This is a genomic window from Isoptericola sp. NPDC057653 (genome assembly GCF_042799955.1).
Classification (GTDB): Bacteria; Actinomycetota; Actinomycetes; order Actinomycetales; family Cellulomonadaceae; genus Isoptericola.
Genome location: NZ_JBHVHP010000004.1, coordinates 439,664 through 461,175, shown reverse-complemented (window position 1 = coordinate 461,175; position 21,512 = coordinate 439,664). Strand labels below are relative to the sequence as shown.

The 21,512-nt window shown below is 75.6% G+C and carries 20 protein-coding genes; 6 read left to right on the top strand and 14 right to left on the bottom strand.

The features are described 5' to 3' along the window. Window positions 1-51 precede the first annotated feature (51 nt). The gene (locus ACFU9A_RS21525) at window positions 52-612 is read left to right on the top strand and encodes a hypothetical protein (RefSeq protein ID WP_430577343.1); all 561 of its coding nucleotides are present in this window, start codon (window positions 52-54) and stop codon (window positions 610-612) included. Next, entirely contained in the window at window positions 609-2,063 is a 1,455-nt protein-coding gene (locus ACFU9A_RS21520; protein ID WP_430577342.1) for a dihydrolipoyl dehydrogenase family protein, read from the top strand. The genes ACFU9A_RS21525 and ACFU9A_RS21520 overlap by 4 nt, the downstream gene beginning before the upstream one ends. Here the strand turns inward: ACFU9A_RS21520 and mnmA are convergent. From mnmA to glp, 6 genes are all read right to left on the bottom strand, one after another. Next, on the bottom strand, window positions 2,060-3,199 hold the full coding sequence (gene mnmA / locus ACFU9A_RS21515; protein WP_430577341.1) for a tRNA 2-thiouridine(34) synthase MnmA: 1,140 nt from the start codon (window positions 3,197-3,199) through the stop codon (window positions 2,060-2,062). The genes ACFU9A_RS21520 and mnmA overlap by 4 nt on opposite strands. After that, the gene (locus tag ACFU9A_RS21510; protein ID WP_430577340.1) at window positions 3,196-4,428 is read right to left on the bottom strand and encodes a cysteine desulfurase family protein; all 1,233 of its coding nucleotides are present in this window, start codon (window positions 4,426-4,428) and stop codon (window positions 3,196-3,198) included. Before ACFU9A_RS21510 ends, mnmA begins: the two co-directional genes overlap by 4 nt. A gap of 117 nt (window positions 4,429-4,545) precedes the next feature. Then, window positions 4,546-6,765: a PhoX family protein gene (locus ACFU9A_RS21505; RefSeq protein ID WP_430577389.1), complete on the bottom strand. Its 2,220-nt coding sequence runs from the start codon at window positions 6,763-6,765 to the stop codon at window positions 4,546-4,548. A gap of 170 nt (window positions 6,766-6,935) precedes the next feature. Then, the gene (locus tag ACFU9A_RS21500; RefSeq protein ID WP_430577339.1) at window positions 6,936-8,057 is read right to left on the bottom strand and encodes a molybdenum cofactor biosynthesis protein MoaE; all 1,122 of its coding nucleotides are present in this window, start codon (window positions 8,055-8,057) and stop codon (window positions 6,936-6,938) included. Then, a complete protein-coding gene (moaC, locus tag ACFU9A_RS21495; RefSeq protein ID WP_430577338.1) occupies window positions 8,054-8,599 on the bottom strand; it encodes a cyclic pyranopterin monophosphate synthase MoaC in 546 nt (181 codons plus the stop codon). The genes ACFU9A_RS21500 and moaC overlap by 4 nt, the downstream gene beginning before the upstream one ends. After that, complete coding sequence (gene glp / locus ACFU9A_RS21490) at window positions 8,596-9,894, bottom strand: gephyrin-like molybdotransferase Glp (RefSeq protein WP_430577337.1); 1,299 nt, start codon at window positions 9,892-9,894, stop codon at window positions 8,596-8,598. Before glp ends, moaC begins: the two co-directional genes overlap by 4 nt. 181 nt (window positions 9,895-10,075) lie before the next feature. Between glp and ACFU9A_RS21485 the strand changes: the two genes are divergently transcribed. The 4 genes from ACFU9A_RS21485 to ACFU9A_RS21470 are packed head-to-tail and all read left to right on the top strand — an operon-like array spanning window position 10,076 to window position 13,182. After that, window positions 10,076-10,471: a molybdopterin-binding protein gene (locus ACFU9A_RS21485; RefSeq protein ID WP_430577336.1), complete on the top strand. Its 396-nt coding sequence runs from the start codon at window positions 10,076-10,078 to the stop codon at window positions 10,469-10,471. 23 nt (window positions 10,472-10,494) lie between these two features. Continuing rightward, entirely contained in the window at window positions 10,495-11,274 is a 780-nt protein-coding gene (modA, locus tag ACFU9A_RS21480; RefSeq protein ID WP_430577335.1) for a molybdate ABC transporter substrate-binding protein, read from the top strand. Window positions 11,275-11,311: 37 nt separating this feature from the next. Then, window positions 11,312-12,133, top strand: a complete 822-nt coding sequence (locus ACFU9A_RS21475; protein ID WP_430577334.1) for an ABC transporter permease — start codon at window positions 11,312-11,314, stop codon at window positions 12,131-12,133. Further along, window positions 12,130-13,182 carry a sulfate/molybdate ABC transporter ATP-binding protein gene (locus ACFU9A_RS21470; protein ID WP_430577333.1) on the top strand — a complete coding sequence of 351 codons (1,053 nt, stop codon included), beginning with the start codon at window positions 12,130-12,132 and terminating at the stop codon, window positions 13,180-13,182. Before ACFU9A_RS21475 ends, ACFU9A_RS21470 begins: the two co-directional genes overlap by 4 nt. On the opposite strand, the gene ACFU9A_RS21465 is transcribed toward ACFU9A_RS21470, so the two are convergent. The 8 genes from ACFU9A_RS21465 to ACFU9A_RS21430 form a co-directional block, all read right to left on the bottom strand. Next, window positions 13,170-13,595 carry a hypothetical protein gene (locus ACFU9A_RS21465; RefSeq protein ID WP_430577332.1) on the bottom strand — a complete coding sequence of 142 codons (426 nt, stop codon included), beginning with the start codon at window positions 13,593-13,595 and terminating at the stop codon, window positions 13,170-13,172. The two genes, ACFU9A_RS21470 and ACFU9A_RS21465, sit on opposite strands and share 13 nt — an antisense overlap. A 32-nt stretch (window positions 13,596-13,627) precedes the next feature. Further along, window positions 13,628-14,026: a hypothetical protein gene (locus ACFU9A_RS21460; RefSeq protein WP_430577331.1), complete on the bottom strand. Its 399-nt coding sequence runs from the start codon at window positions 14,024-14,026 to the stop codon at window positions 13,628-13,630. Next, window positions 14,023-15,705, bottom strand: coding sequence for a polymorphic toxin-type HINT domain-containing protein (locus tag ACFU9A_RS21455; protein ID WP_430577330.1), 1,683 nt, complete (start codon window positions 15,703-15,705; stop codon window positions 14,023-14,025). Before ACFU9A_RS21455 ends, ACFU9A_RS21460 begins: the two co-directional genes overlap by 4 nt. A gap of 147 nt (window positions 15,706-15,852) precedes the next feature. Then, window positions 15,853-16,953: a uroporphyrinogen-III synthase gene (locus ACFU9A_RS21450; RefSeq protein ID WP_430577388.1), complete on the bottom strand. Its 1,101-nt coding sequence runs from the start codon at window positions 16,951-16,953 to the stop codon at window positions 15,853-15,855. Window positions 16,954-16,996: 43 nt separating this feature from the next. Then, window positions 16,997-17,803, bottom strand: coding sequence for a uroporphyrinogen-III C-methyltransferase (gene cobA, locus ACFU9A_RS21445; RefSeq protein WP_430577329.1), 807 nt, complete (start codon window positions 17,801-17,803; stop codon window positions 16,997-16,999). Beyond that, window positions 17,800-18,222, bottom strand: coding sequence for a nitrite reductase (NAD(P)H) small subunit (locus ACFU9A_RS21440; RefSeq protein WP_430577328.1), 423 nt, complete (start codon window positions 18,220-18,222; stop codon window positions 17,800-17,802). The genes cobA and ACFU9A_RS21440 overlap by 4 nt, the downstream gene beginning before the upstream one ends. Continuing rightward, the gene (gene nirB, locus ACFU9A_RS21435) at window positions 18,219-20,903 is read right to left on the bottom strand and encodes a nitrite reductase large subunit NirB (RefSeq protein ID WP_430577327.1); all 2,685 of its coding nucleotides are present in this window, start codon (window positions 20,901-20,903) and stop codon (window positions 18,219-18,221) included. The genes ACFU9A_RS21440 and nirB overlap by 4 nt, the downstream gene beginning before the upstream one ends. 111 nt (window positions 20,904-21,014) lie before the next feature. After that, window positions 21,015-21,500, bottom strand: coding sequence for an AAA family ATPase (locus tag ACFU9A_RS21430; protein ID WP_430577326.1), 486 nt, complete (start codon window positions 21,498-21,500; stop codon window positions 21,015-21,017). Between the last annotated feature and the right edge of the window lie 12 nt (window positions 21,501-21,512).

The following is a 21,512-nucleotide window of genomic DNA, read 5'->3' as shown; positions in this document are numbered from 1 at the left end:
CGGTAGAGTGACTAGTCAGTCTACCTCCGTCCCCACCCAGGAGAGAGCCCCGTGACCACCACCGTCGAACCATCCACCGCCACCGCCTCGGCGCTGCGGAACCTCTATCTCGTCCGCTTCGGCTTCGCCGTCGTCTGGGCCGTGCTGCTGTTCCTCACGGCGGCGACCGTCGGCCCGGTGAGCGCGACGCTGCTCGTGCTGTACCCGCTGTTCGACGTCGCCGCAGCGGTCGTCGACCTGCGCGCCTCGAAGGCCGCCCGCCCCGCCGTCGGGCTCCGGGTCAACGTCGTCCTCAGCCTGCTGGCCGCCGTCGGCCTGGGCGTCGCCGTCACGTCGGGGATCCCCGCCGTGCTGCGCGTCTGGGGGGCCTGGGCGATCACCGCCGGGCTCGTGCAGCTCGTCGTGGCCGTCCGGCGCCGCGGGCTCGGCGGCCAGTGGGCCATGATCCTCAGCGGCGGCATCTCCGTGCTCGCCGGCGGCGGGTTCGTCATGATGGCCGGCGGCCCGGACGCGGCGCTGACCCCGCTCGCCGGGTACGCCACCCTCGGCGGCATCTTCTTCCTCGTCTCCGCGCTGCGGCTGCACCGCGTCGTGCAGGGCGCCGCGCGATGACCCGCACCGTCGTCGACGTCGTGGTCGTGGGCGCCGGCCCGGTCGGGGAGAACGTCGCCGACCGCGTGGTGCGGGGCGGCCTCACGGCCGCCGTCGTGGAGCGCGAGCTCGTGGGCGGGGAGTGCTCCTACTGGGCCTGCATGCCCACGAAGGCCCTGCTGCGCGACGCCGCCGCGCTGCGCGCCGCCCGGAGCCTGCCCGGCGCCCGCGCCGCCGTGACCGGCGAGCTCGACGCGGCGGCCGTCCTGCGCCGTCGGGACGGCTTCGCCGCCCACTGGGAGGACGACGGCCAGGTCGCCTGGCTGGAGGGCGCCGGGATCACGCTGGTCCGCGGCACCGGGCGGATCCGCGACGCGCGCACCGTCGAGGTGACGGGTGCCGACGGGTCCACGACCGCGCTCGAGGCGCGGCACGCCGTGGTGGTCGCCACGGGCAGCGGCGCGCGCCTGCCGGAGGTCGCGGGCCTGGCCGACGCCGCCCCCTGGACCAGCAGGGAGGCGGCCTCCGCCCCGGCGGTGCCGCGCCGCCTCGTCGTGGTCGGCGGCGGCGTCGTCGGCGCCGAGTCGGCCACCGCGTACGCGGGCCTCGGAGCGCGCGTGACCCTGGTCGCCCGCGGCCGCCTGCTCCCCGCCGTCGAGCCGTTCGCCGCCGCGCTCGTCGCCGACTCCCTCAAGTCGGCCGGCGTCGAGCTGCGCGAGGGCACCGAACCCGTCGCCGTCCGCCGCGACCGCCACGGGGTCCGGGTCGACCTCGCGGACGGCACCGCCCTCGGGGCCGACGAGATCCTCGTCGCCACCGGGCGGCGCCCGCACACGGACGACGTCGGCCTGGAGCGGCTCGGGCTCACCCCGGGCGACTGGTTGCGGGTGGACGACTCCCTGCGGGTCCTCGGGCCCGACGGCCGCCCGGTCGGCGACGGCCGGGTCTACGCCGCCGGCGACGTCAACCGGCGCGCCCTCCTGACCCACCAGGGCAAGTACCAGGCCCGCGCCGTCGGCGACACGATCGTCGCGCGGGCGCGGGGCGCCGCCGTCGACCTCTCCCCCTGGGGCCGGCACGCCACCACGGCCGACCTGAGGGCCGTGCCGCAGGTGGTCTTCACCGACCCGGAGGTCGCGACCGTCGGGCACACCGCCGCCTCCGCCGCGGCGGCCGGGCTCCGCGTGCGGACCGTCGAGCACGACCTCGGGTCCGTCGCCGGCGCCGCCCTGCGCGCCGACGGGTACACGGGGCGGGCCGGCATGGTCGTCGACGAGGACCGGCAGGTGGTCGTCGGCTTCACCGCCGTCGGCCCGGACGTCGGCGAGCTGCTGCACGCCGCGACGATCGCCGTCGCCGCGGAGGTGCCGCTCGACCGGCTGTGGCACGCGGTCCCGGCCTACCCGACCGTCAGCGAGGTCTGGCTGCGGCTCCTCGAGGCGTACGGGCGGGACGCGGCCTCGGCGGCCTAGCCGCGCCAGGCGTCGGCCACGGTCGCCTGGCCGAGCACCTGGGTGCCGCGGTAGACGACGGCGGACTGCCCGGCGGCGACGCCCCGCAGAGGGGTGCCCGTGAGCCGCAGCTCCATGCCGGGCGCGCCGTCGTCGCCCACCGACCCGTCCCGCGCCGGCGTGCCGGTCGTCGCGCGCACCCGCGCGGGGACCGGCGCGCCGTGGGCGCGGATCTGCAGCTCGGCGTCGACCCAGCCCTGCGGCGCCGGCGCGAACCACACGGCCCGCCCCGCGGCGACGCGGTCCACGCTGAGCAGCTCGGCAGGGCCCACGACGACCGTGTTGGACGACGCCTGCACGTCCACCACGTACCGCGCGCGGCCGTCGGCAGCGGGGCGACCGAGGCCGAGCCCCTTGCGCTGGCCCACCGTGAACGCGTACGCGCCGTCGTGCTCGCCGACGACGTTCCCGGCGGTGTCCACGACCTCGCCCGGCCGGGAGCCGAGCCGGTCGCGCAGGAAGCCGCGGGTGTCGCCGTCGGCCACGAAGCAGATGTCGTAGGAGTCGGGCTTGGCGCTCACCGACAGGCCGCGCCGCTCCGCCTCAGCGCGCACCTCAGCCTTGGTGGCGAACCCGCCGAGCGGGAACATCGCGCGCGCCAGGCGGTCCGGCCCCATGACCGCGAGCACGTACGACTGGTCCTTCTCGTCGTTCGGGGACCGGTGCAGCTCGCGCGACACCGTCCCGTCCTCGGCCTCGTGCGTGACGACGCGGGCGTAGTGCCCGGTCGCCACGGCGTCGAACCCGAGCGCCGTCGCCTTGTCCAGCAGCGCCTCGAACTTGATGTGCTCGTTGCAGCGCACGCACGGGTTCGGGGTGCGGCCCGCCTCGTACTCCGACAGGAAGTCGGCGACGACGGTCTCCTCGAACCGCTCGGACAGGTCCCACACGTAGTACGGGATGCCGAGCACGTCCGCGGCCCGGCGTGCGTCGCCGGCGTCCTCGATGGAGCAGCAGCCGCGCGAGCCCGTGCGGAACTGGTCCCGGTTGCGGCTCAGGGCCATGTGCACGCCCACCACGTCGTGCCCCGCCTCGACGGCGAGCGCCGCGGCGACGGCCGAGTCCACGCCGCCCGACATGGCGGCCAGGACCCTCACGCCGCGCCTCCCGACCGCGCGGACACGAGGCCCGCCGCGCGCGCCCGCTGCACCACCTGGGGCAGGGCCGCGACGAGCCGCTCGACGTCGTCGTCGGACGACGTCGCGCCGAGCGTGAAGCGCAGCGCGCCGCGCGCCTCCAGCTCGGGCACACCCATCGCGAGCAGCACGTGCGACGGCTGCGGCACGCCCGCCTGGCACGCCGACCCCGTCGACGCCTGCACGCCCGCCGAGTCCAGCAGGTACAGCAGCGAGTCGCCCTCCGCGCCCGGGAACGTGAAGTGGGCGTTGCCGGGCAGCCGCGCCGCGGCGCCGTCGTCGGACGCCGGGTCGGGGCCGCGGAGCACGGCCTCGGGGTCCGCGGCGCGCACGCCCGCGACGAGGGTGTCGCGCAGCGCCGCCAGGCGCTCCGCGCGCTCCCGCCGGCCGCCGACCGCCTCCGCCAGGGCGACGGCGAACGAGCGGATCGCGGGCACGTCCAGCGTGCCCGAGCGGACGCCGCGCTCCTGGCCGCCGCCGTGCAGCACCGCCTCCAGCGGCAGGTCCCGGCGGGCGAGCAGCGCGCCCACGCCCAGCGGGCCGCCCAGCTTGTGGGCCGTGACCGTCAGCGCGTCCACGCCCGACGCCGCGAAGTCGACCTCGACCTGCCCCACCGCCTGCACCGCGTCCGTGTGCACGGGCACCCCGTGCTGGTGCGCCAGCCGCACCACGTCGCGCACCGGCTGCAGCGTGCCCACCTCGTTGTTGGCCCACATCACCGAGACGAGGGCCACCTCGTGGGCGTGCTCGGCCAGCTCCGCGCGCAGCGCCGCCAGGTCGATCCGGCCGTCGCCGTCCACCGGCAGCAGCACGATCTCCGCGCCCGCGTGCCCCGCCAGCCAGAACGCCGGGTCCAGCACGGCGTGGTGCTCCACGGCGGACACCAGCACCCGGGTGCGGCGCGGGTCCTGCCGGCGCCGGCCCCAGAAGATCCCCTTGATGGCGAGGTTGTCCGCCTCCGTGCCGCCCGCGGTGAAGATCACCTCGCTGGGCCGCGCGCCGAGCGACGCCGCCACCGACTCGCGCGACTCCTCCACCGCCCGCCGGGCCCCGCGCCCCGCCGAGTGCAGCGAGCTCGCGTTGCCGGTGTGGCCCGCCTCCGCCACGTACGCCTCGAGCGCCGCCCGCGACATGGGGGTCGTGGCGGCGTGGTCGAGGTAGGCGCCCGCGGGCGCCTCGGGGGTGGTCACGGTTCCCCAGTCTACGAACTCCGCCGGCAGGCAACGAGCGTGCTGATTTCGTCCGCGAACGGGCGGTACGAGGACGAAGTCAGCACGCTCGATGCGTCAGCCGGGGTCAGCCGGGCGTCAGCGGTGGCGGGGCCAGGGGAACGGGCCGGGGCCGTCCCAGCCGTCACCCTTGCCGTGACCGTGCCCGTTCCCGTGGCCGTTCCCGTGGCCGTTCCCGTGGCCAGGGTGCTCGCCGCGGCCGGTCCGGTAGACCTGGACGGTCGACGGGCGCGGGCCGCGCCAGGCGCCGGCGGGGGCGCGCTCGCCCTCACCGAGGTAGTCCGGGAAGTACGAGTGCTGGTCGGCCGTGCTGCCGTTCTCGCCCGGGTGCTGCACGTTGACGTAGACCATCCGGTCGCGCGAGTCCACGACCGGGCCGCAGGTCTCCGCCTCGCGCGGCACCGACAGGAACTGCTCCACCCGCCCGCGCTGACGGCCCGTGAGGGTCACCTTGAACAGGCCGTCGCACTTCTGGATGGTCGACGGGGCGCCGTCCGTGGAGATCCACAGGTTGCCGTCCGCGTCGAACGCGAGGTTGTCCGGGCAGGAGATCGGCGAGACCTGGTCGGCCGGGAAGCCGGAGAAGTAGGTCGAGTCGTTCACCGACGGGTCGCCCGCCACGAGGAGCAGGTTCCAGGTGAACGTCGTGGCGGTCTGGTCGCCGCGGTCCTCGATGATCTCGACGACGTGACCGTCGCGGTTGGTGTTCCGCGGGTTCGGCTCGGTGGCGCCCTCCTTGCCCGCCTTGCCGCGGTCGGTGTTGTTGGTGCACGCCACGTAGATGCGGCCGGTGAGCGGGTTCGGCTCCACGTCCTCCGGGCGGTCCATCTTGGTGGCGCCCACGGCGTCGGCCGCGAGGCGCGTGAAGACGAGCACCTCCTCGACGGTCATGCCGGGCACCCGCGACGCGCCGTCCTGCACCAGCGGCACCCACTCGCCCGTGCCGTCGAAGGCACCGTCGGAGGGCACGGCGCCCGTCCCGTCGATCTCGGCGGCCGGGGAGTCGCCGGCGAACCGCGCCACGTACAGGTCGCCCTCGGACAGCAGCGTCTTGTTGTGGCGGCGCGCGGCGCGGCTCGCGCCCTCGCGGAACCGCTCCTTCGACACGTACTTGTAGACGTAGTCGAACCGCTCGTCGTCGCCCATGTACGCCACCGCGTGCCCGCGCTTCGACAGGATGACGTTGGCGCCCTCGTGCTTGAAGCGGCCCATCGCCGTGTGCTTGACCGGCGCCTCGTCGGGCTCGTACGGGTCCACCTCGACGATCCAGCCGAAGCGGTGGTTCTCGTACTCGTAGCCGGGGTTGTTGCCGTCGAAGCGGGGGTCGTCGAGCTCCCAGCCGTAGCTCGTCGCCTTGTCGGCGAGGCCGTAGCGCGCGTCGCGCGGGTCCTTGCCGTTGACGCGCAGGTTGGCGTTGAAGTTCTCCTCGCCGGAGACGACGGTGCCCCACGGCGTGGTGCCGCCCGCGCAGTTGTTGAGCGTGCCGCGCACGCGGGTGCCGCTCGGGTCCGCGACGGTGCGCAGGAGGTACGACCCGGCCGCCGGGCCGTCCACCCGGAACTCGGTGTCCACCGTGATGCGGCGGTTGAAGCGGCTGAGGCGCGAGTACGTCCACGGCGAGCCCTCGCGGTCGCGGCGCACCTCGACCACGGACATGCCCCACGCCGCCCGCTCGATGGCGCGGCGGGTGGCGGCGTCGTACGACGCGTCGAACATGATGCCCGCGTTGGTGTACTCGTGGTTGCTCACGAGCAGGCCGCGGCGGCCGCGCTTCGTCTTCCCCTGCGGGCGGACGTCGCCCGGGTCGGCGGGGAGGATGTCGAGGTAGTCGACGTTGTAGCCGAACTGCTTGGCCTGCTGCTCCGGCGTCTGGCGCGACGCGTCGAACGCGCGGCCGCCGGGCAGGATCGGGTCGCCCCAGCGGATGATGGGCGACCACTCGTAGCCCTCGGGGACGACGAAGGCGTCGACGCCCGCGTCCTGGGGGGCGATCGCGCCGAAGGCGAGGCCCTTGCCGGTGCCGCGGCCCGTGGCCGCGCCGGCCGACGTGGCGGCCGAGGCGACGGGCGCGCCGGCCACCTGGGCGCCGACGACGACGGTGGCGGCCGCAGCGGCGAGGCCGCCCAGCATGACGCGGCGGGACAGCGCCCGGGCGGCGACGTCGCGGAAGTACTCGTTGGCGGACTCGTTGGGTGCCGGGTGCGAGCACGCGTCCGCGCACTTCAGCCGGCAGGTGACCGCGCTGCGCTTGCCGCGCGCGTAGTGGGGGCCGTGAGGCGTGGTCGCGAGCTCCAGCATCGGGCGCGACTCGGGGGCGATCGTCATCGGGGGCTCTCCTGAGGTAGGGCGGTGACGAGACCGGGGGTGACGCGCCCGACGCTAGGGAGCACCGGTGGCCGCCTGTCGTCGTGACCCCGACCCTCAGGTGAACAGCAGGTGACCCCCAGGGGGCGCCTGCCCGGCGGCCCTCAGCCCAGCGAGGCCACCCACTCGGACGTGCCGTCGGAGAAGCCCTGCTCCTTCCAGATCGGCACCTCGGCCTTGAGCTCCTCGACCAGGTCCGACGCCGCGGCGAACGCGGCCTGCCGGTGCCCGGCGGCGACGGCCGCCACCACGGCGACGTCCCCGATGCCGAGGTCGCCGGTGCGGTGCACGACGGCGGCCCGCACGCGGTCCCCGGTCGCCGCGGCCGTGCGGCGCGCGACCCGCTCGGCCACCGCCCGCAGCACCGCGGCCGCGTCCGGGTGCGCCTCGTAGTGCAGGCGCGCGACGCGACGTTCGTGACCGGGCGCGCCGTCGTGGTCGCGCACGTATCCGGTGAACGTGGCCACGGCCCCGCACGCGTCGTCGCGCACCAGCGCGCTCAGCTCGGCGACCAGCGGGTCGAGCGGGGTGTCGACGACGTCCGCGCGCAGGACGGTCGCCGATGCCGAGGTCGAGCCGGAGGCGTCCCGGTCGAGCCCCGCGCGCTCGACCTCGGCACCGGAGGTTCGACCTCGCGGCACGGGGGGCGCCGGATGATCACCACCGGCGAGCTGGTCGACGGCGTGCGCGAGCACGTCGGCGAGCGCGTCGAGGCCGTCGACGACCCCGCCGACGGAGCCCGGCAGGTTCACGACCAGCGTGCGCCCGGCCACCCCGGCCACGCCGCGGGACAGGGCCGCCGCCGGGACGGCCCGCTTCGCGGGATCCGTGGGTGCGAGCGACCGGGCGCGCACCAGCTCCGCGATCCCCGGCACCTCCCGGTCCAGGACGGCGCGCGTGGCCTCCGGCGTGCGGTCGCGCGGCCCGAGGCCGGTGCCGCCGCTGGTGACGACCAGGTGCGGCACGTCCTCGGGCGCTGCCACGAGCAGCGCGGCGATCGCCTCGCGCACCGGGTCGCCGTCGGGCACCACGACGGGCGCGGTCGTGCGCCACCCGCGTTCCGCGAACCACGCGACGGCAGCGGGGCCCGAGCGGTCCTCGTACTCCCCCGCCGCCGCGCGGTCCGACGCGACGACGACGGCGACGCGGCGCTCCGGCCGCTCCCCTCCGTCGTGCCCGTGACCCTGCTGGTGCTGGTGCGGCGAACCGTGCGCGTGCGCGCTCATGCGCCCTCCCCGTCCGCCGCGGTGGCCGACGCCGCCCGCGTCCAGTCGCCCGACTTCCCGCCCGACTTCGCCACGACCTGCACGTCCGTGAGTACGGCCGCCTTGTCGACCGCCTTGATCATGTCGTAGAGCGTCAGCCCCGCGACGGTCACGGCGGTGAGCGCCTCCATCTCCACGCCCGTGCGGCCGGTGGTGCGCACGGTCGCCGTGATCCGCACCTCGCCGGAGCCGTCCGAGGCGGGCACGACGTCGATCTCGACGCCGGAGATCGGCAGCGGGTGGCACAGCGGCACGAGGTCCGGCGTGCGCTTCGCGCCCAGGATCCCCGCGACGCGCGCGGTGGCGATCGCCTCCCCCTTGGGCAGGTCGCCAGTCGCGATGCGCGCGACGACGTCCGGCCGGGTGCGCAGCACGCCGGCGGCCGTCGCCTCGCGGCGGGTCACGTCCTTGGCGGACACGTCGACCATGTGCGCGGCGCCGTCGGGGCGGTAGTGGGACAGGCCCTGGTCCGGGTCGGACGTCGGGTCGGGGTGGTCGGTCAACGGAGCTCCTGGTAGTCGACGAGGTCGCCGGCCTCGAGGCGCGCGACGCCGGGCGGCACGTGCACGAGGACCGTCGCGGCGGCGAGGTGGGTCAGCAGGTGGGAGCCGGGGCCGCCGCTCATCCGCACCCGGCCGTCGTCGAGCACGCCGCGCCGCACCTGGTGCAGGGCGGGCGGGGAGTCGAGGGGCTCGGCCATCGGGGCCCGGCCGGCCGGGCGCCGCGCGGGTGCCGCACCCGTCCCGGCGGCCAGCAGCGGGCGGAGGAACAGCTCGAACGACACGAACGCGCTCACCGGGTTGCCGGGGAACGCCACGAGCGGCACGGGGCGGGCGCCCTCCCCCACGCCGACGTCGACGGCGCCCAGCCCCTGCGGGCCGCCGGGCTGCACGGCCACGTGCCCGAACCACGCGTCGGTGAGCGTCTGGCGCACCACCTCGTACGCCCCGGCGGACACGCCCCCCGTCGTCACGACCAGCGCGACGTCGTGCGGGGCGTCGGCGAGCACCTGGCGCAGCGCGTCGGGGCGGTCCGGCACGACGCGGGTCGTGACGCGGGCCCCGGCCTGCGCGATCGCGGCGGTGAGGGCGGCGCCGTTGGCGTCGTGCACCTGGGCGGGGCCCAGGTCGGCGCCCGCGGGCGCCAGCTCAGAGCCGGTGGAGACGAGCAGCACGTGCGGCGGCGGCGCGACGGCGACGGCGGTGACGCCCGCCGCCACGAGCGCGCCCAGCTGCGGCGGGCCGAGCGGTGTCCCGGCCGCCAGGAGCAGGTCGCCCTGCGCGACGTCGGAGCCCGCGGCGCGCACGAACGTGCCCGGCGCGACGGGGGCGGCGAAGCGCACCGCGGCGCTGGTCCGCGGGTCCGGGAAGCGCGGCGGGTCGGCGTCCTCGATCTTGACGACGGCGTCGGCCCCGGCGGGCACGGGTGCCCCCGTCATCACGGGGGCCGCGGTGCCCGGGTCCAGCGGCGGCGGCTGCGTGCCCGCGGGCACCGGCGCCGCGACCGGCAGCGTGACCGGGTTCTGCGCCGTCGCCGCGGCGAGGTCGGCGGCGCGCACCGCGTACCCGTCCATCTGGGAGTTGTCGAAGCCGGGCAGCGCCACGGCGGCCACGGCGTCGCGGGCCAGCACCCGCGGCGGCAGCGCGGCGCCCGCGGCGACCTGCGTCAGCAGGGTCGCGAGGTCGACCCGCGCCGCGCCGCGCCCGCGGGCCACCGCCAGGGCCGGCTCGACCAGCCCGGCCACCGCGGCCGCGTGGTCGGCCACGGACCGGCGGCCGTGCGTCACGTCGTCATGCACGGGCGTCAGCCTATGTTCTCCGCCGCCCGCGGTCCCTCGCGGACCGCGACCTGCCCGGGCGCCGCGCGGGCCAGGGGGCGAGGGGGTTCACGTCCCCCTCCGGGTACACCCGCCTTCCGTCCCGGACGCCGCGACAAGATCGACCTTCCAGACCCGCAGGTGCGGGACTATGCTCCTGCTCGTGCCGCACATGCGAGTTTCGGAAGCGTCCGTGTACCTCGGCGTCAGCGACGACACCGTGCGCCGCTGGATCGACCGCGGCCTGCTCGGGTCCACCACGGACGCGGCGGGGCGCAAGGTCGTGGACGGGTACGAGGTGGCGATGGTGGCGCGCGAGCACGCCACCGTCCCGGCGCTGCCGGGCGGGATGAAGAGCTCGGCGCGCAACCGCTTCGTCGGGCTCGTCACGGACGTCCGGAGCGACAAGGTCATGTCGCAGGTGGAGCTGCAGTGCGGGCCGTTCCGCGTGGTGTCGCTCATGAGCAGCGAGGCCGTGCGCGACCTCGGGCTCGAGCGCGGCTCCGTCGCGGTGGCGGTGATCAAGTCGACGACCGTGGTGATCGAGGCCGAGGCGTGATCGGCCCAGGACAGAGGAGACGCATGAGGAAGCACATCGCCGCCGCCGGGGTGGCGGCCCTGGCCGTGACCGCGCTGGCGGGCTGCAGCACGTCGGGCGGGGACGACGAGGCCGCCGGGACCGACGGCGGGACGACGACGCTCACCGTGTTCGCGGCGGCGTCGCTCAAGGGCTCGTTCGAGGACCTCGCCCAGCAGTTCGAGGCCGCGCACGACGGCGTGGACGTGCAGCTCAGCTTCGCCGGGTCGTCCGACCTGGTGGCGCAGATCCAGCAGGGCGCGCCGGCCGACGTGTTCGCCTCCGCCGACACGGCCAACATGGACAAGCTGACGGCCGACGACCTGGTGGGCGAGCCGCAGGACTTCGCGACCAACACGCTCGAGATCGCCGTCCCGCCGGGCAACCCGGCCGGCGTCGAGACGCTCCAGGACCTCGCGGACCCGGACGTCGCCCTCGTGACCTGCGCGCCCGAGGTGCCGTGCGGGGCCGCGTCCGCCAAGGTCGCCGACGCCGCGGGCCTCGACCTGAAGCCCGTGAGCGAGGAGCAGAGCGTCACCGACGTGCTCGGCAAGGTGATCGCGGGCGAGGCGGACGCCGGGCTCGTGTACGTCACGGACGTGGCCGCCGCGGGCGACGACGTCGAGGGCGTCGAGTTCCCGGAGTCGTCCGAGGCGGTCAACACCTACCCGATCGCGCCCGTCGCGGACACCGAGCAGGCGGACCTCGCGCAGCAGTTCGTCGACCTCGTGCTCTCCGACGACGGGCAGCAGACGCTGGCCGGGTTCGGCTTCGCGGCGCCCTGACCGCCCCTCGCGGCCCTGACATGTCCACGACCCGCCCATGACCACGACCCGCGCCGACCGCCGCCTCCGCCACCACCCGGAGGCGGCCGTCGGCCTGCCGCGGTGGGCCTTCGTGCCCGCCGCGGCGGGCGGGCTGTTCGTGGTGCTGCCGCTGGTCGCGATGGCCACGCGGGTCGACTGGTCGAGCTACTGGTCGCTGATCACCAGCGAGTCGGCGCGGGCGGCGCTGGTGCTGAGCCTGCAGACGTCGGCGGCCAGCACCCTGGTGTGCCTGGTCCTCGGGATCCCGATGGCGCTGGTGCTCGCCCGCTGCCGCTTCCCCGGGATCGACCTGCTGCGCTCCCTGGTGATGGTGCCGCTGGTGCTGCCGCCCGTGGTGGGCGGCATCGCGCTGCTCTACACGTTCGGCCGCCGCGGCCTGCTCGGCGAGACGCTCGAGGTCGCCGGCCTGCAGATCGCGTTCTCCACGACGGCGGTGGTGCTCGCGCAGACGTTCGTGGCGCTGCCGTTCCTCGTCATGAGCCTGGAGGGCGCGCTCCGCACGGCGGGCGCGCGCTACGAGGTGGTCGCGGCGTCCCTCGGCGCCCGCCCCACCACAGTGCTGCGCCGCGTCACCCTGCCGCTCGTGTGGCCGGGGCTGCTGTCGGGCGCCGTGCTGTCGTTCGCCCGCGCCCTCGGCGAGTTCGGCGCGACGATCACGTTCGCCGGCAGCCTCCAGGGCGTCACCCGCACCCTGCCGCTGGAGATCTACCTGCAGCGCGAGTCCGACCCCGACGCCGCCGTGGCCCTGTCCCTGCTGCTCGTGGTGGTCGCCGTCCTCGTCATCGCCGTCACCCGGCGGGACCGGGGCGTCCTGTGACCCTCGCCTTCTCCGCCGCGCTGCCCGCCCGCGGGTTCGACGTCGAGCTGGACGTCGCCGAGGGCCGCACCCTCGCGCTGCTCGGCCCGAACGGCGCGGGCAAGTCCACCGCGCTCGGCCTGGCGGCCGGGACGCTGCGCCCGCACGACGGCGAGATCGTGCTCGACGGGCGCACCCTGGTGCGGGCCGAGGCGGGCCGCACCCGCGCCTGGGTGCCGCCGCACGCCCGGCAGGTCGCGCTCCTCGCGCAGGAGGCCCTGCTGTTCCCCCACCTGTCCGTGCGGCAGAACGTCGCGTTCGGCCCGCGCTCCCAGGGCGTCCGACGCCGGGACGCGGACGAGGCCGCCGTGCGCTGGCTGGAGCAGATCGGGCTGGCGCACCTCGCCGACCGCCCGCCCTCGACCCTGTCCGGCGGGCAGGCGCAGCGGGTCGCCGTCGCCCGCGCGCTCGCGGCCGAGCCCCGGCTGCTGCTGCTCGACGAGCCCATGGCCGCCCTCGACGTCGACGTCACGCCCGCGCTGCGCCAGACGCTCCGGCGGCTCCTCGCCGACCAGACCGCGATCATCACGACCCACGACGTCCTCGACGCCCTGCTCCTGGCCGACGAGGTCGCCGTCGTCGAGGGCGGGCGGGTCGTCGAGCGCGGCCCGACGGCGCAGGTGCTGGCCCGCCCGCGCAGCGCGTTCGCGGCACGTATCGCAGGGCTCAACCTGCTCACCGGATCATGGACCGGCGACGGCGTCCGCACCCCCGCAGGCGAGGTGGCGCACGGGCACGGCGTCCCCGACGTCGCGGCCGGCGCGCCCATGACCGCCGTCTTCCGCCCCGCCGCCGTCTCCGTCTACCTCGACGAGCGGCACGGCTCCCCCCGCAACACCTTCCGCGGCACGGTGACCTCGCTGGAGCCGCGCGGCGACCTCGTGCGCGTGCGCACCGACCACCTTGCCGCCGACGTCACGCCGCAGGCCGCCGCCGAGCTCGCGCTCGCGCCGGGCACGCCCGTGTGGCTGTCCGTCAAGGCGGCAGAGGTGGACGTCTACCTGGCGTGACGCCTCGCGGAGACGAGGATCCAGGTCTCCTCCTCCTCGGACGTGACCGCGACCGTCACGTCCCGGCCCACGTTCGTGGCGACGAGGTCCGGTTCGCCATCGTGCGGCCCGAGATCGAGAACCCGGGCATCAGCACCAGCCCGCACACGAAGCCACGCTGCGTCGTGAGTACCGGTCGCGCTGACGCTGAGGAGGAACTCGCCCGTCGACGACACCAGGCCGGTCGAGGCGACGACCCGAGTCCACGCGGTCTCGACAGCCGACGGATCGGGGTCGTCGTCGGCGATGCGGACGGTCGGGACCGCTGAGGCTGATGAGAATTCCCGCCAGACGTCACGCACCTCGTCGACGGTGCCCTCCGTCCCGAGAACCTCGAAGCCCGCACGTCGAACGATCTCGTCGGGGGCGGTCATGACGTCGGTCCTTCCTGCGCGCGGCCCGGTGGTCAGGAGGGCGACCCGGGCGTCGTGCCGTAGAAGGGGCGGACGACCCGACCGAGCTTGCGCTGGATCGTGCGCAGGAGCCGGATCGTATCGTCGTCGTCCATGCCGGTCGTGGTGCGCCAGTCCGTCCCGGAGCCGACGAGGTCGCTGGCGAAGACGATCTCCACGGCGAGGAGGACTCGCGCCCAGTCCGCCGCCTCGAGAGGGACGTCCTGCTTCAGCTCCGCACCGAGCGCGGCGCACCGCTGCACCAGCGTGCGGCCATCGGCGAACCCCATCCCTTGCGCGAGGAGGTCGCTGGCGTGAGCAGGACCGCCCCACTCGACCAACGCTCGCGACAGGAGCGCGATCTCGTGCGGGTCGAGCAGGCTGCTCGGGCGCTGGTCGTGCAGAGCCGTCATGTGAGGTTGTTCTCCCAGTAGTCGTCTATAGAGGTCGGATCGCGCCGGAACACGGTACCCACGTCCTCGTGCATCGGGTCGTGGATGACGATCGTCGAGCCGTCCTTGCCCTGGTACGCCCGGCGGAGCCGAGACAGGTCCTTCGCTCGTGCAGGGTCCGACATGACGCTCGACGTGTGACGGGTGAGGTCGTCGACCGACATGCCGGGGAAGTCGCCGGCGTGCTTCGACCCAGCGTGCCCTGCCGCGATGTCCGCAGCGTCCGCGATCCGGTCGGCCTCGGGGATACCGCCGTGCCCGGCGGCGTTGTGGACCAGGACGGGCAGGTCGCCGGCCAGGACGTAGTAGTTGTGGTGAGTCTCGACGTGGACGTTGTAGACGGTGACCGGGTCGGCGGGGTCGCGGTGCTCGATGTCGATCCGGTCCAGGGTGACCGTCCCGTCAGGCGTCACCAGGATGTCGCCGGGCTGCAGGTCGCGGACGAGGATCCAGCCCATGTTGGCGACCATGAACGGGTGCTCGTCCGTGGTCGTGACGGTGTGCCCGGCGATGGTCAGGTGGAACAGCGTGGTGGTGGTGCGGACGAAGGTCTCCATGACGAGCTGCAGCTCGTCGGCCCCGGTGGCCAGGTCGTGGGCGTAGACCTTGTCCCCGGCCCGGATCTCTTCGATGGGCTTGTCGCCGTCGACGGTGCGGACCAGGGTGCCGGCGGTGAAGCAGGTGCCGAACCCGACCTTGCACCACGCCTTCTTCGCGCCGGACTTCATGCCCTGCTTGAAGCCCTGCTTGAACGCGGCCTTCGACAGCCCGGTCGCGGCCTTCGCGGCCCCACCCAGACCGATCACCGACAGGGCCGCGCCCGCGATCGCGATCCCCGCCTCCGCCCACGACCGTTGCCCGGTCGCCGCGAGGGTGATGTTCGCCAGCGCGGACACGATGGCCGCGACCGCGGCGACCACGATCAACACCCCCGCCAGCGCCGTCCCGACCACGGGGATGAACGCGACCACGATCGCGAGCAACCCGGCGATCGTGGAGATCATGTCCGCGATGTCCGCGATCGCGGCCACGACCTTCGAGCCCCAGTCGTCCCACCACGAGTCGTTCAGGTCATCACCGGAGGTGATGTCCTCGATCCGGGACACCGCATCGCTGGCGGCCCGGTCCCGGTCCGAGACCGACCCCTCGATGTCCGAACGGGCCGCGGCGGCCTGACCGTTCGCGTCGTCCGCGTTCCCGCCCGCGGCATCCGCCTGCTGCTGATACTCCCGCTTCTGTTCTGCGTCCGTCGCCGTGTCCGCGAGGTCCTGGTACCGGTCCCGCGACCCGGCCGCGGAGTCCGCCGCATCCTTCGCCGACCTGGCCTTCTCCAACGCGGCCAGGGTCTCGGACTGCACCCGGTCCAGGGTGCGGGCGTAGTCCACCAACGCCTCACCCGTGGCCTGGTACCGCGAATGCGCGCGCCGGATCTCCGAGACCGTGTCCTCCTTGGTCTCCATCAACGCGTCCACCGCCTGGGAGACCGTGCCCGCCACGTCCAACCGCGACATCGCACCCGCGGCGTCGTCGATCGACCCCGCGACCTCCAGATAGTCCTGACCGCCCGCCAGCACCAGCACCGGATCCCCCGGCGTCGGGTCCGAGTCCAGACCCACCGGCGACCAGTCCGACGGCCTCACGCTCTCGCCTCGACCTTGTGCACGATCACGTCCAGGTCCCCCCGCAGGTCAGCCACCGGTTCTCACCCTCTGTCGCCACGAAGAGAGTAACGAGAGGGGCCCCTGATGCACCACGGGGAGAACTGCCCATCGGGCCTTGGTCAGCGCCTACGCCAGGGGTGCGAGCTCCAGCCGGTAGCCGCGCTTGACGACGGTCTTGACCAGGTCGCGCCGCCCGGTCGCCTCGCGCAGGCGGGCCACGGCGACCTCGACCGCGTGCGGGTCGCGGGACGTGCCGGGCAGCACGTCGAGCACGCGCTCGCGCGGCACGACGTCCCCGCCCGCCGAGGCGAGCAGCCGCAGCACCTCGACGCCGGTGGGCGACAGGGGCAGCACCTGCTGGTCCAGGACGGCGACGCGGGCGCGGATGACGAGCGGCCCGGCGACCGTGGCCAGCGCCACGGACTCCAGGTGCTCGTAGTGCCCGACGATCGTGCGCACCAGGGCGCCGAGCCGGCCGCGCTCGGGCTGGAGGGTGGGGACGCCCCGCGCCTCCAGGGGCCGCGCCGTCACCGGCCCGACGGCGGCCGCCACCATCGACCCGTCTACGAAGCGGGCCACGACGTCGTCGCGCAGGTCCTGCGCCTCGACCGCGCGCAGCCACGCCTCGGCGCCGGGCGCGGACGTGAACGCGACCGCGTCGATCTCCCCCGCCGCCGCGGCGCGCACCGACGCCTCGACGGCGGCCAGGTCGGGCGGCGGGCCCCAGCGGTACACGACCAGCGCGGACACCCGCGCACCCGCCTTCTCGAACACGACGTCCAGCCCGTCGGCGCCCGCGCCGTGGTGCTGGATCGCGACGTGCAGGCCGCCCACGCCCTCGCTGAGCAGTACCTCGGCGACCTCGGCCGACGTCTCGGACTCCGCGACCCAGTCGGCCTGCAGGCCCGCCGCCTGGATGGCGCCCCGCGCCTTCGGCCCGCGCGCGACGAGCCGCGAGCGGCCGAGGACGACGAGCAGGTCGTCGGCCAGCCCGTGGGCGTCGGCCGCCTCGATCCAGGCGCGGAAGCCGACGCCGGTGGTCGCGACCACGACGTCGGGCGGGTCGGCGACGAGCGCGCGGGTGGCGGCGATCAGCGCGTCGTCGTCCACGTGCGGGATCATGCTCAGCGCGGGCGCGTGCCGGACGGCGGCCCCGCGGCGCTCCAGCGCGGCGGCCAGCTCCCCCGACCGGCGGTCGGCGGTGACCAGCACGGTGCAGCCGGCCATCACCTGGCCCAGCGCGGGCCTGGGCTGATGCGGCGCGGCGGCCTCAGCCACCTGCCCGTCCTGCGGCCTCTCCTGCGTCACCCATGACCTCCAGCAGCTGCTCGTCCGCCACGTCGCCGATCACGACCACGGCCGGGGCGCGGACCCCGACCTCCTCGGCGCGCTTGGCGGCGAGGTCGAGGGCGGCCCGCGTGACCCGCTGGTCGGGCAGCGAACCTCGCTCCACGATAGCGACGGGCGTGCCCGGCGCGGCACCCGCGTCCAGCAGCCGGGCGACGATCGCGGGCAGCGCGGCCACCCCCATCAGGACGACGAGCGTCGCCGCGCGGGACGTCACGCAGGCCACCGACACGTCGTCGAGCACCGCCTCGCCGGCCAGGGCTCCGTCGCGCGTGTGACCGGTGACGACGTGGAACGCCGTCGTCGTGCCCCGGTGCGTGAGCGGCACCCCGGCCAGGGCGGGCGCCGCGAGCGCGGACGACACCCCGGGCACCACCTCGACCGGCACCCCGGCGGCCCGGCAGGCCGCGACCTCCTCGCCGCCCCGCCCGAAGACGAACGGGTCGCCGCCCTTGAGCCGCACCACGCGCTGCCCCGCGAGCGCCCGCGCGAGGAGGAGCGCGTCGATCTCCGACTGCGGCAGCGTGTGCCGGCCGGGGGTCTTGCCGACGTCGACGACCTCGACCCGCGGGTCCAGGTCGTCGAGCACCTCGCGCGGCACCAGCCGGTCGGTGACCACGACGTCGGCCGTGGCCAGCGCGCGCCACGCGCGGTAGGTGAGCAGGTCCGCGGCGCCCGGACCGGCACCGACGAGGGTGACGCGCCCGGTGGCGGGGCGGTCCGTCGTCATCCGATCCCCACGTGCACGACGCCGCCGGTGACGACCACCGGGTACGACGCGAGGTCGGCCGCCAGCCCGGCCCGCGGCTCCTTGCCCGCCGCGTCGAGGCAGCGCCCGGTGTGCAGTTCGAAGACCTGCTTGTACACCGGCGACGCCACCGTGGGCGTGCCGCCGCGCGTGCCGACGATGCCGCGCGCCATGACGTGCGCGCCCGAGTACGGGTCGAGCTGCTGCACGGCGCACACCGTGCCGTCGAGCAGGCGGAACAGCGCGACCTGCAGCTCCTCGCCGTCGGAGCCGGTGACCAGGGCGGCGGCCCCCCGCTCGGGGGCCAGCGCGGCCAGCGGGCAGACGGCGGTCCAGCCGGGGCCGTCGACGACGGACGGCGGGCCGGGAACCACGGCCGGGACGGGGGTCAGGGCGGTCATGCGCGCACCTCCAGGGTGGGGCCGGCGACGAGGACGGGGCTGCTGAGGGCGGGGACGAGGCCGGGGTCGGCGAGTCCGGAGCGGACCTCGTCCGCGGTGGCGGGCCGCTTCTGCCCGCGCTCGGGCACGTACGCGAGCGCCGGGTCCGGCGTCGTCGGCGCGTTGACGAACGAGCCGAAGCGCGCCAGCTTCTCCGGGTCGTCCAGCACGGCCCGCCACTCGTCCTCGTACCCCTCGACGTGCCGCGCCATCGCGGCGTCGAGGTCCGCCCCGATGCCGAGGGAGTCCTCCACCACGACCCGCCGGATCGCCTCGAGGCCGCCCTCGTACTCCTCCACCCAGGGGGCGGTGCGCTGCAGCCGGTCGGCCGTGCGGACGTACAGCATGAGGAAGCGGTCGATCGTGCGGACGAGCTCGTCGGAGGTCAGGTCCTCGGCGAGGAGCTGCGCGTGCCGCGGCGTCTGCCCGCCGTTGCCGCCCACGTAGACGTTCCACCCCTTCTCGGTGGCGATGACGCCGACGTCCTTGCCCCGCGCCTCGGCGCACTCGCGGGCGCAGCCGGAGACGCCCAGCTTGAGCTTGTGCGGCGAGCGCAGGCCGCGGTAGCGCAGCTCCAGCTCGACGGCCATGCCCACCGAGTCCTGCACGCCGTACCGGCACCACGTGGACCCGACGCAGGACTTCACCGTGCGCAGCGACTTGCCGTACGCGTGCCCGGACTCGAACCCTGCGTCCACGAGCCGCCGCCAGATCTCCGGGAGCTGGTCCGCGCGGGCGCCGAACATGTCGATCCGCTGGCCGCCGGTGATCTTCGTGTAGAGGCCGAAGTCCTTCGCCACCTGCCCGACGACGATGAGCCCCTCGGGGGTCACCTCGCCGCCCGGCATCCGCGGGACCACGGAGTAGCTCCCGTCCTTCTGGAGGTTCGCGAGCAGGTGGTCGTTGGTGTCCTGCAGGGCGGCCTGCTCGCCCGCGAGGATGTGCCCGTTGCCGAGGCTCGCGAGGACCGACGCGACGGTGGGCCGGCAGATGTCGCAGCCGCGGCCGGCGTCCGTCGCGCCGTCGGGCACGCGGCCGAAGCGGGCGACGACCTCGCTGAACGTGTGCAGGTCGGCCACGCGCACGGCGTCGAAGAGCTGGGCGCGGGAGAGGTCGAAGTGCTCGCACAGCGCGTTGCTGACCGCGACGCCGGCCTTCGCGAGCTCGGTCCTGGTGAGCTTGGTGACCAGGGGCAGGCAGGCCCCGCACGTCGTGCCGGCCCGGGTGCACGCCTTGACGCCCGCAACGTCGGTGCACGCGTGGTCGGTGACCGCGCCGCGGATCGTGCCCGCGGAGACGCTGTTGCAGGAGCAGACGTTCGCGTCGTCGGGAAGCTCGAGGGCGGGGGCCCCGCCGCCCTCGGGCAGCAGGAACGCGCTCGGGTCGCCGGGGAGCTCGGCGCCCAGCATCGGCCGCAGCGAGGCGTAGGGCGTGGCGTCGCCGACGAAGACGCCGCCCAGCAGGGTGCGCGCGTCGTCGGCCATGACGAGCTTGCTGTAGACGCCCCGCAGCGGGTCGGCCCAGACGATCTCCACGGACTTCTCGGTGCGGCCGTGCGCGTCGCCGAAGCTCGCGACGTCGACGCCCGAGAGCTTGAGCTTCGTGGCCGTGTCCGCGCCGGGGAACGTGGCCTCGCCGCCCAGCAGCCGGTCCGCCACGACCTCCGCCATCGTGTTGCCGGGCGCCACCAGGCCGAGGCAGCGGCCCTCGATGCACGCGACCTCGCCGATCGCCCACACGTGCTCGTCCGCCGTGCGGCAGGCCAGGTCGACGACGGCGCCGCCGCGCGGCCCGACCTCCAGCCCGGCGGCGCGGGCGAGCTCGTCGCGCGGCCGCACGCCCGTGGCCATGACGAGCACGTCGACGTCGAGGCGGCCGCCGTCCGCGAACTCCATCCGGCCCACGTGCCCGGTGCGCCGGTGCGGGCGGATCGCCGTCGTCGCGGTGTCCGTGCGGACGGAGATGCCCTTGTCGTTGATGAGCCGCTTGAGCGCGTGGCCGCCGCCCAGGTCGATCTGCACGTCCATGAGGTGCGTGCCGAACTGGATCACCGTGGCCTGCGCGCCGAGCGCCCTGAGCGCGCCCGCGGCCTCCAGGCCCAGCAGGCCGCCGCCGACCACCGCGCCGCGCACCGGGCGCTCGACCACCCCGCCGCGCGTCTCGACGCGGCCGGCCTCCCGCTTGGCCTCGACCCATCCGCGCAGGGCGGCGACGTCGTCGATGGTGCGGTACACGAACACGCCGGGCAGGTCGTTGCCGTCGATCGGCGGCATCGCGGCGCTGGATCCCGTGGCGAGCACGAGCTCGTCGTAGGCGTGCACCCGGCCCAGCCGGTCGGTGACGGTGCGCGCCGCGCGGTCGATCGACGTGACCGCGCAGTCGCGGCGCAGGTCGACCAGGGGGTCGTCCCACAGCGCCGGGTCGCCGAGGGTGAGCTCCTCGGCGTCGCGCACCTCGAAGTAGCGGGTCAGGCCCACGCGGTCGTACGGCGTGCGCGGCTCCTCGGCGAAGACCGTCACCCGCCAGGCGCCGGCGGCGTCCCGGGCCCGCAGCGCCTCGACGAAGCGCTGGGCGACCATGCCGCCGCCGACGACGACGACGTGCCGCCGGGTGCTGCCTGGGGTGGGGGGCTCGCTGCTCATGACCCGACGGTAGAAAGGCGGCGTGTCGCCGCCGTCAGCCCCCGGTTACCTCACGGGAACATCTGCCTCACGCACGACACACGCCCGGCGAGAGGACCGTCCGCCCGGGGGTCAGGCGCCGGGGACGACCTGGAGCGGGCCCTCGTCCGGGGTCGGGACCTCGAAGCCGTCGTGGAAGGCGGCGGCGACCTCCGGCGTCAGGACGACGTCGTGCGGATGTGCGGCGGCGCGGGCGGCCACCCGCGCGAGCGCCACGTCGCGCGGGGTGTCGACGTAGACGACCAGGACGTCGGCACCGTGCGCGGCGCCGAGGGCCCGGTAGTCGTCCCGCGACGCGCGCGACCAGAACGACGAGTCCACGACGACGTCGCGGCCCCGCGCGAGCAGCCCCTCGACGCGGGAGCGCAGCGCGTCCGCCACCCGCCGGGCCGCGTCGTCGGGCAGAGGGTGCACGGCCGGGTGCCCTGCCGCCCACGCGAGCTCGTCGACGGACGCCACCGCGTACCCGGCCGCGCCGTACCGCCGCGCGTGCGTCGATTTGCCCGCCCCGGCGGGCCCGCACAGCAGCATGAGGTGGGCGTTCCCGCGGTCCGGCATGGCCGTGACGCT

Excerpts from the sequence above, each read along its gene's own strand:
- ACFU9A_RS21440 (WP_430577328.1), bottom strand. The coding sequence starts at position 18,222 with ATGACCGCCCTGACCCCCGTCCCGGCCGTGGTTCCCGGCCCGCCGTCC.
- cobA (WP_430577329.1), bottom strand. The coding sequence starts at position 17,803 with ATGACGACGGACCGCCCCGCCACCGGGCGCGTCACCCTCGTCGGTGCC.
- ACFU9A_RS21505 (WP_430577389.1), bottom strand. The coding sequence starts at position 6,765 with ATGCTGGAGCTCGCGACCACGCCTCACGGCCCCCACTACGCGCGCGGC.
- ACFU9A_RS21520 (WP_430577342.1), top strand. The coding sequence starts at position 609 with ATGACCCGCACCGTCGTCGACGTCGTGGTCGTGGGCGCCGGCCCGGTC.
- ACFU9A_RS21465 (WP_430577332.1), bottom strand. The coding sequence starts at position 13,595 with ATGACCGCCCCCGACGAGATCGTTCGACGTGCGGGCTTCGAGGTTCTC.
- modA (WP_430577335.1), top strand. The coding sequence starts at position 10,495 with ATGAGGAAGCACATCGCCGCCGCCGGGGTGGCGGCCCTGGCCGTGACC.
- nirB (WP_430577327.1), bottom strand. The coding sequence starts at position 20,903 with ATGAGCAGCGAGCCCCCCACCCCAGGCAGCACCCGGCGGCACGTCGTC.
- ACFU9A_RS21450 (WP_430577388.1), bottom strand. The coding sequence starts at position 16,953 with ATGGCCGGCTGCACCGTGCTGGTCACCGCCGACCGCCGGTCGGGGGAG.
- ACFU9A_RS21500 (WP_430577339.1), bottom strand. The coding sequence starts at position 8,057 with ATGAGCGCGCACGCGCACGGTTCGCCGCACCAGCACCAGCAGGGTCAC.
- ACFU9A_RS21475 (WP_430577334.1), top strand. The coding sequence starts at position 11,312 with ATGACCACGACCCGCGCCGACCGCCGCCTCCGCCACCACCCGGAGGCG.
- ACFU9A_RS21430 (WP_430577326.1), bottom strand. The coding sequence starts at position 21,500 with ATGCCGGACCGCGGGAACGCCCACCTCATGCTGCTGTGCGGGCCCGCC.
- ACFU9A_RS21460 (WP_430577331.1), bottom strand. The coding sequence starts at position 14,026 with ATGACGGCTCTGCACGACCAGCGCCCGAGCAGCCTGCTCGACCCGCAC.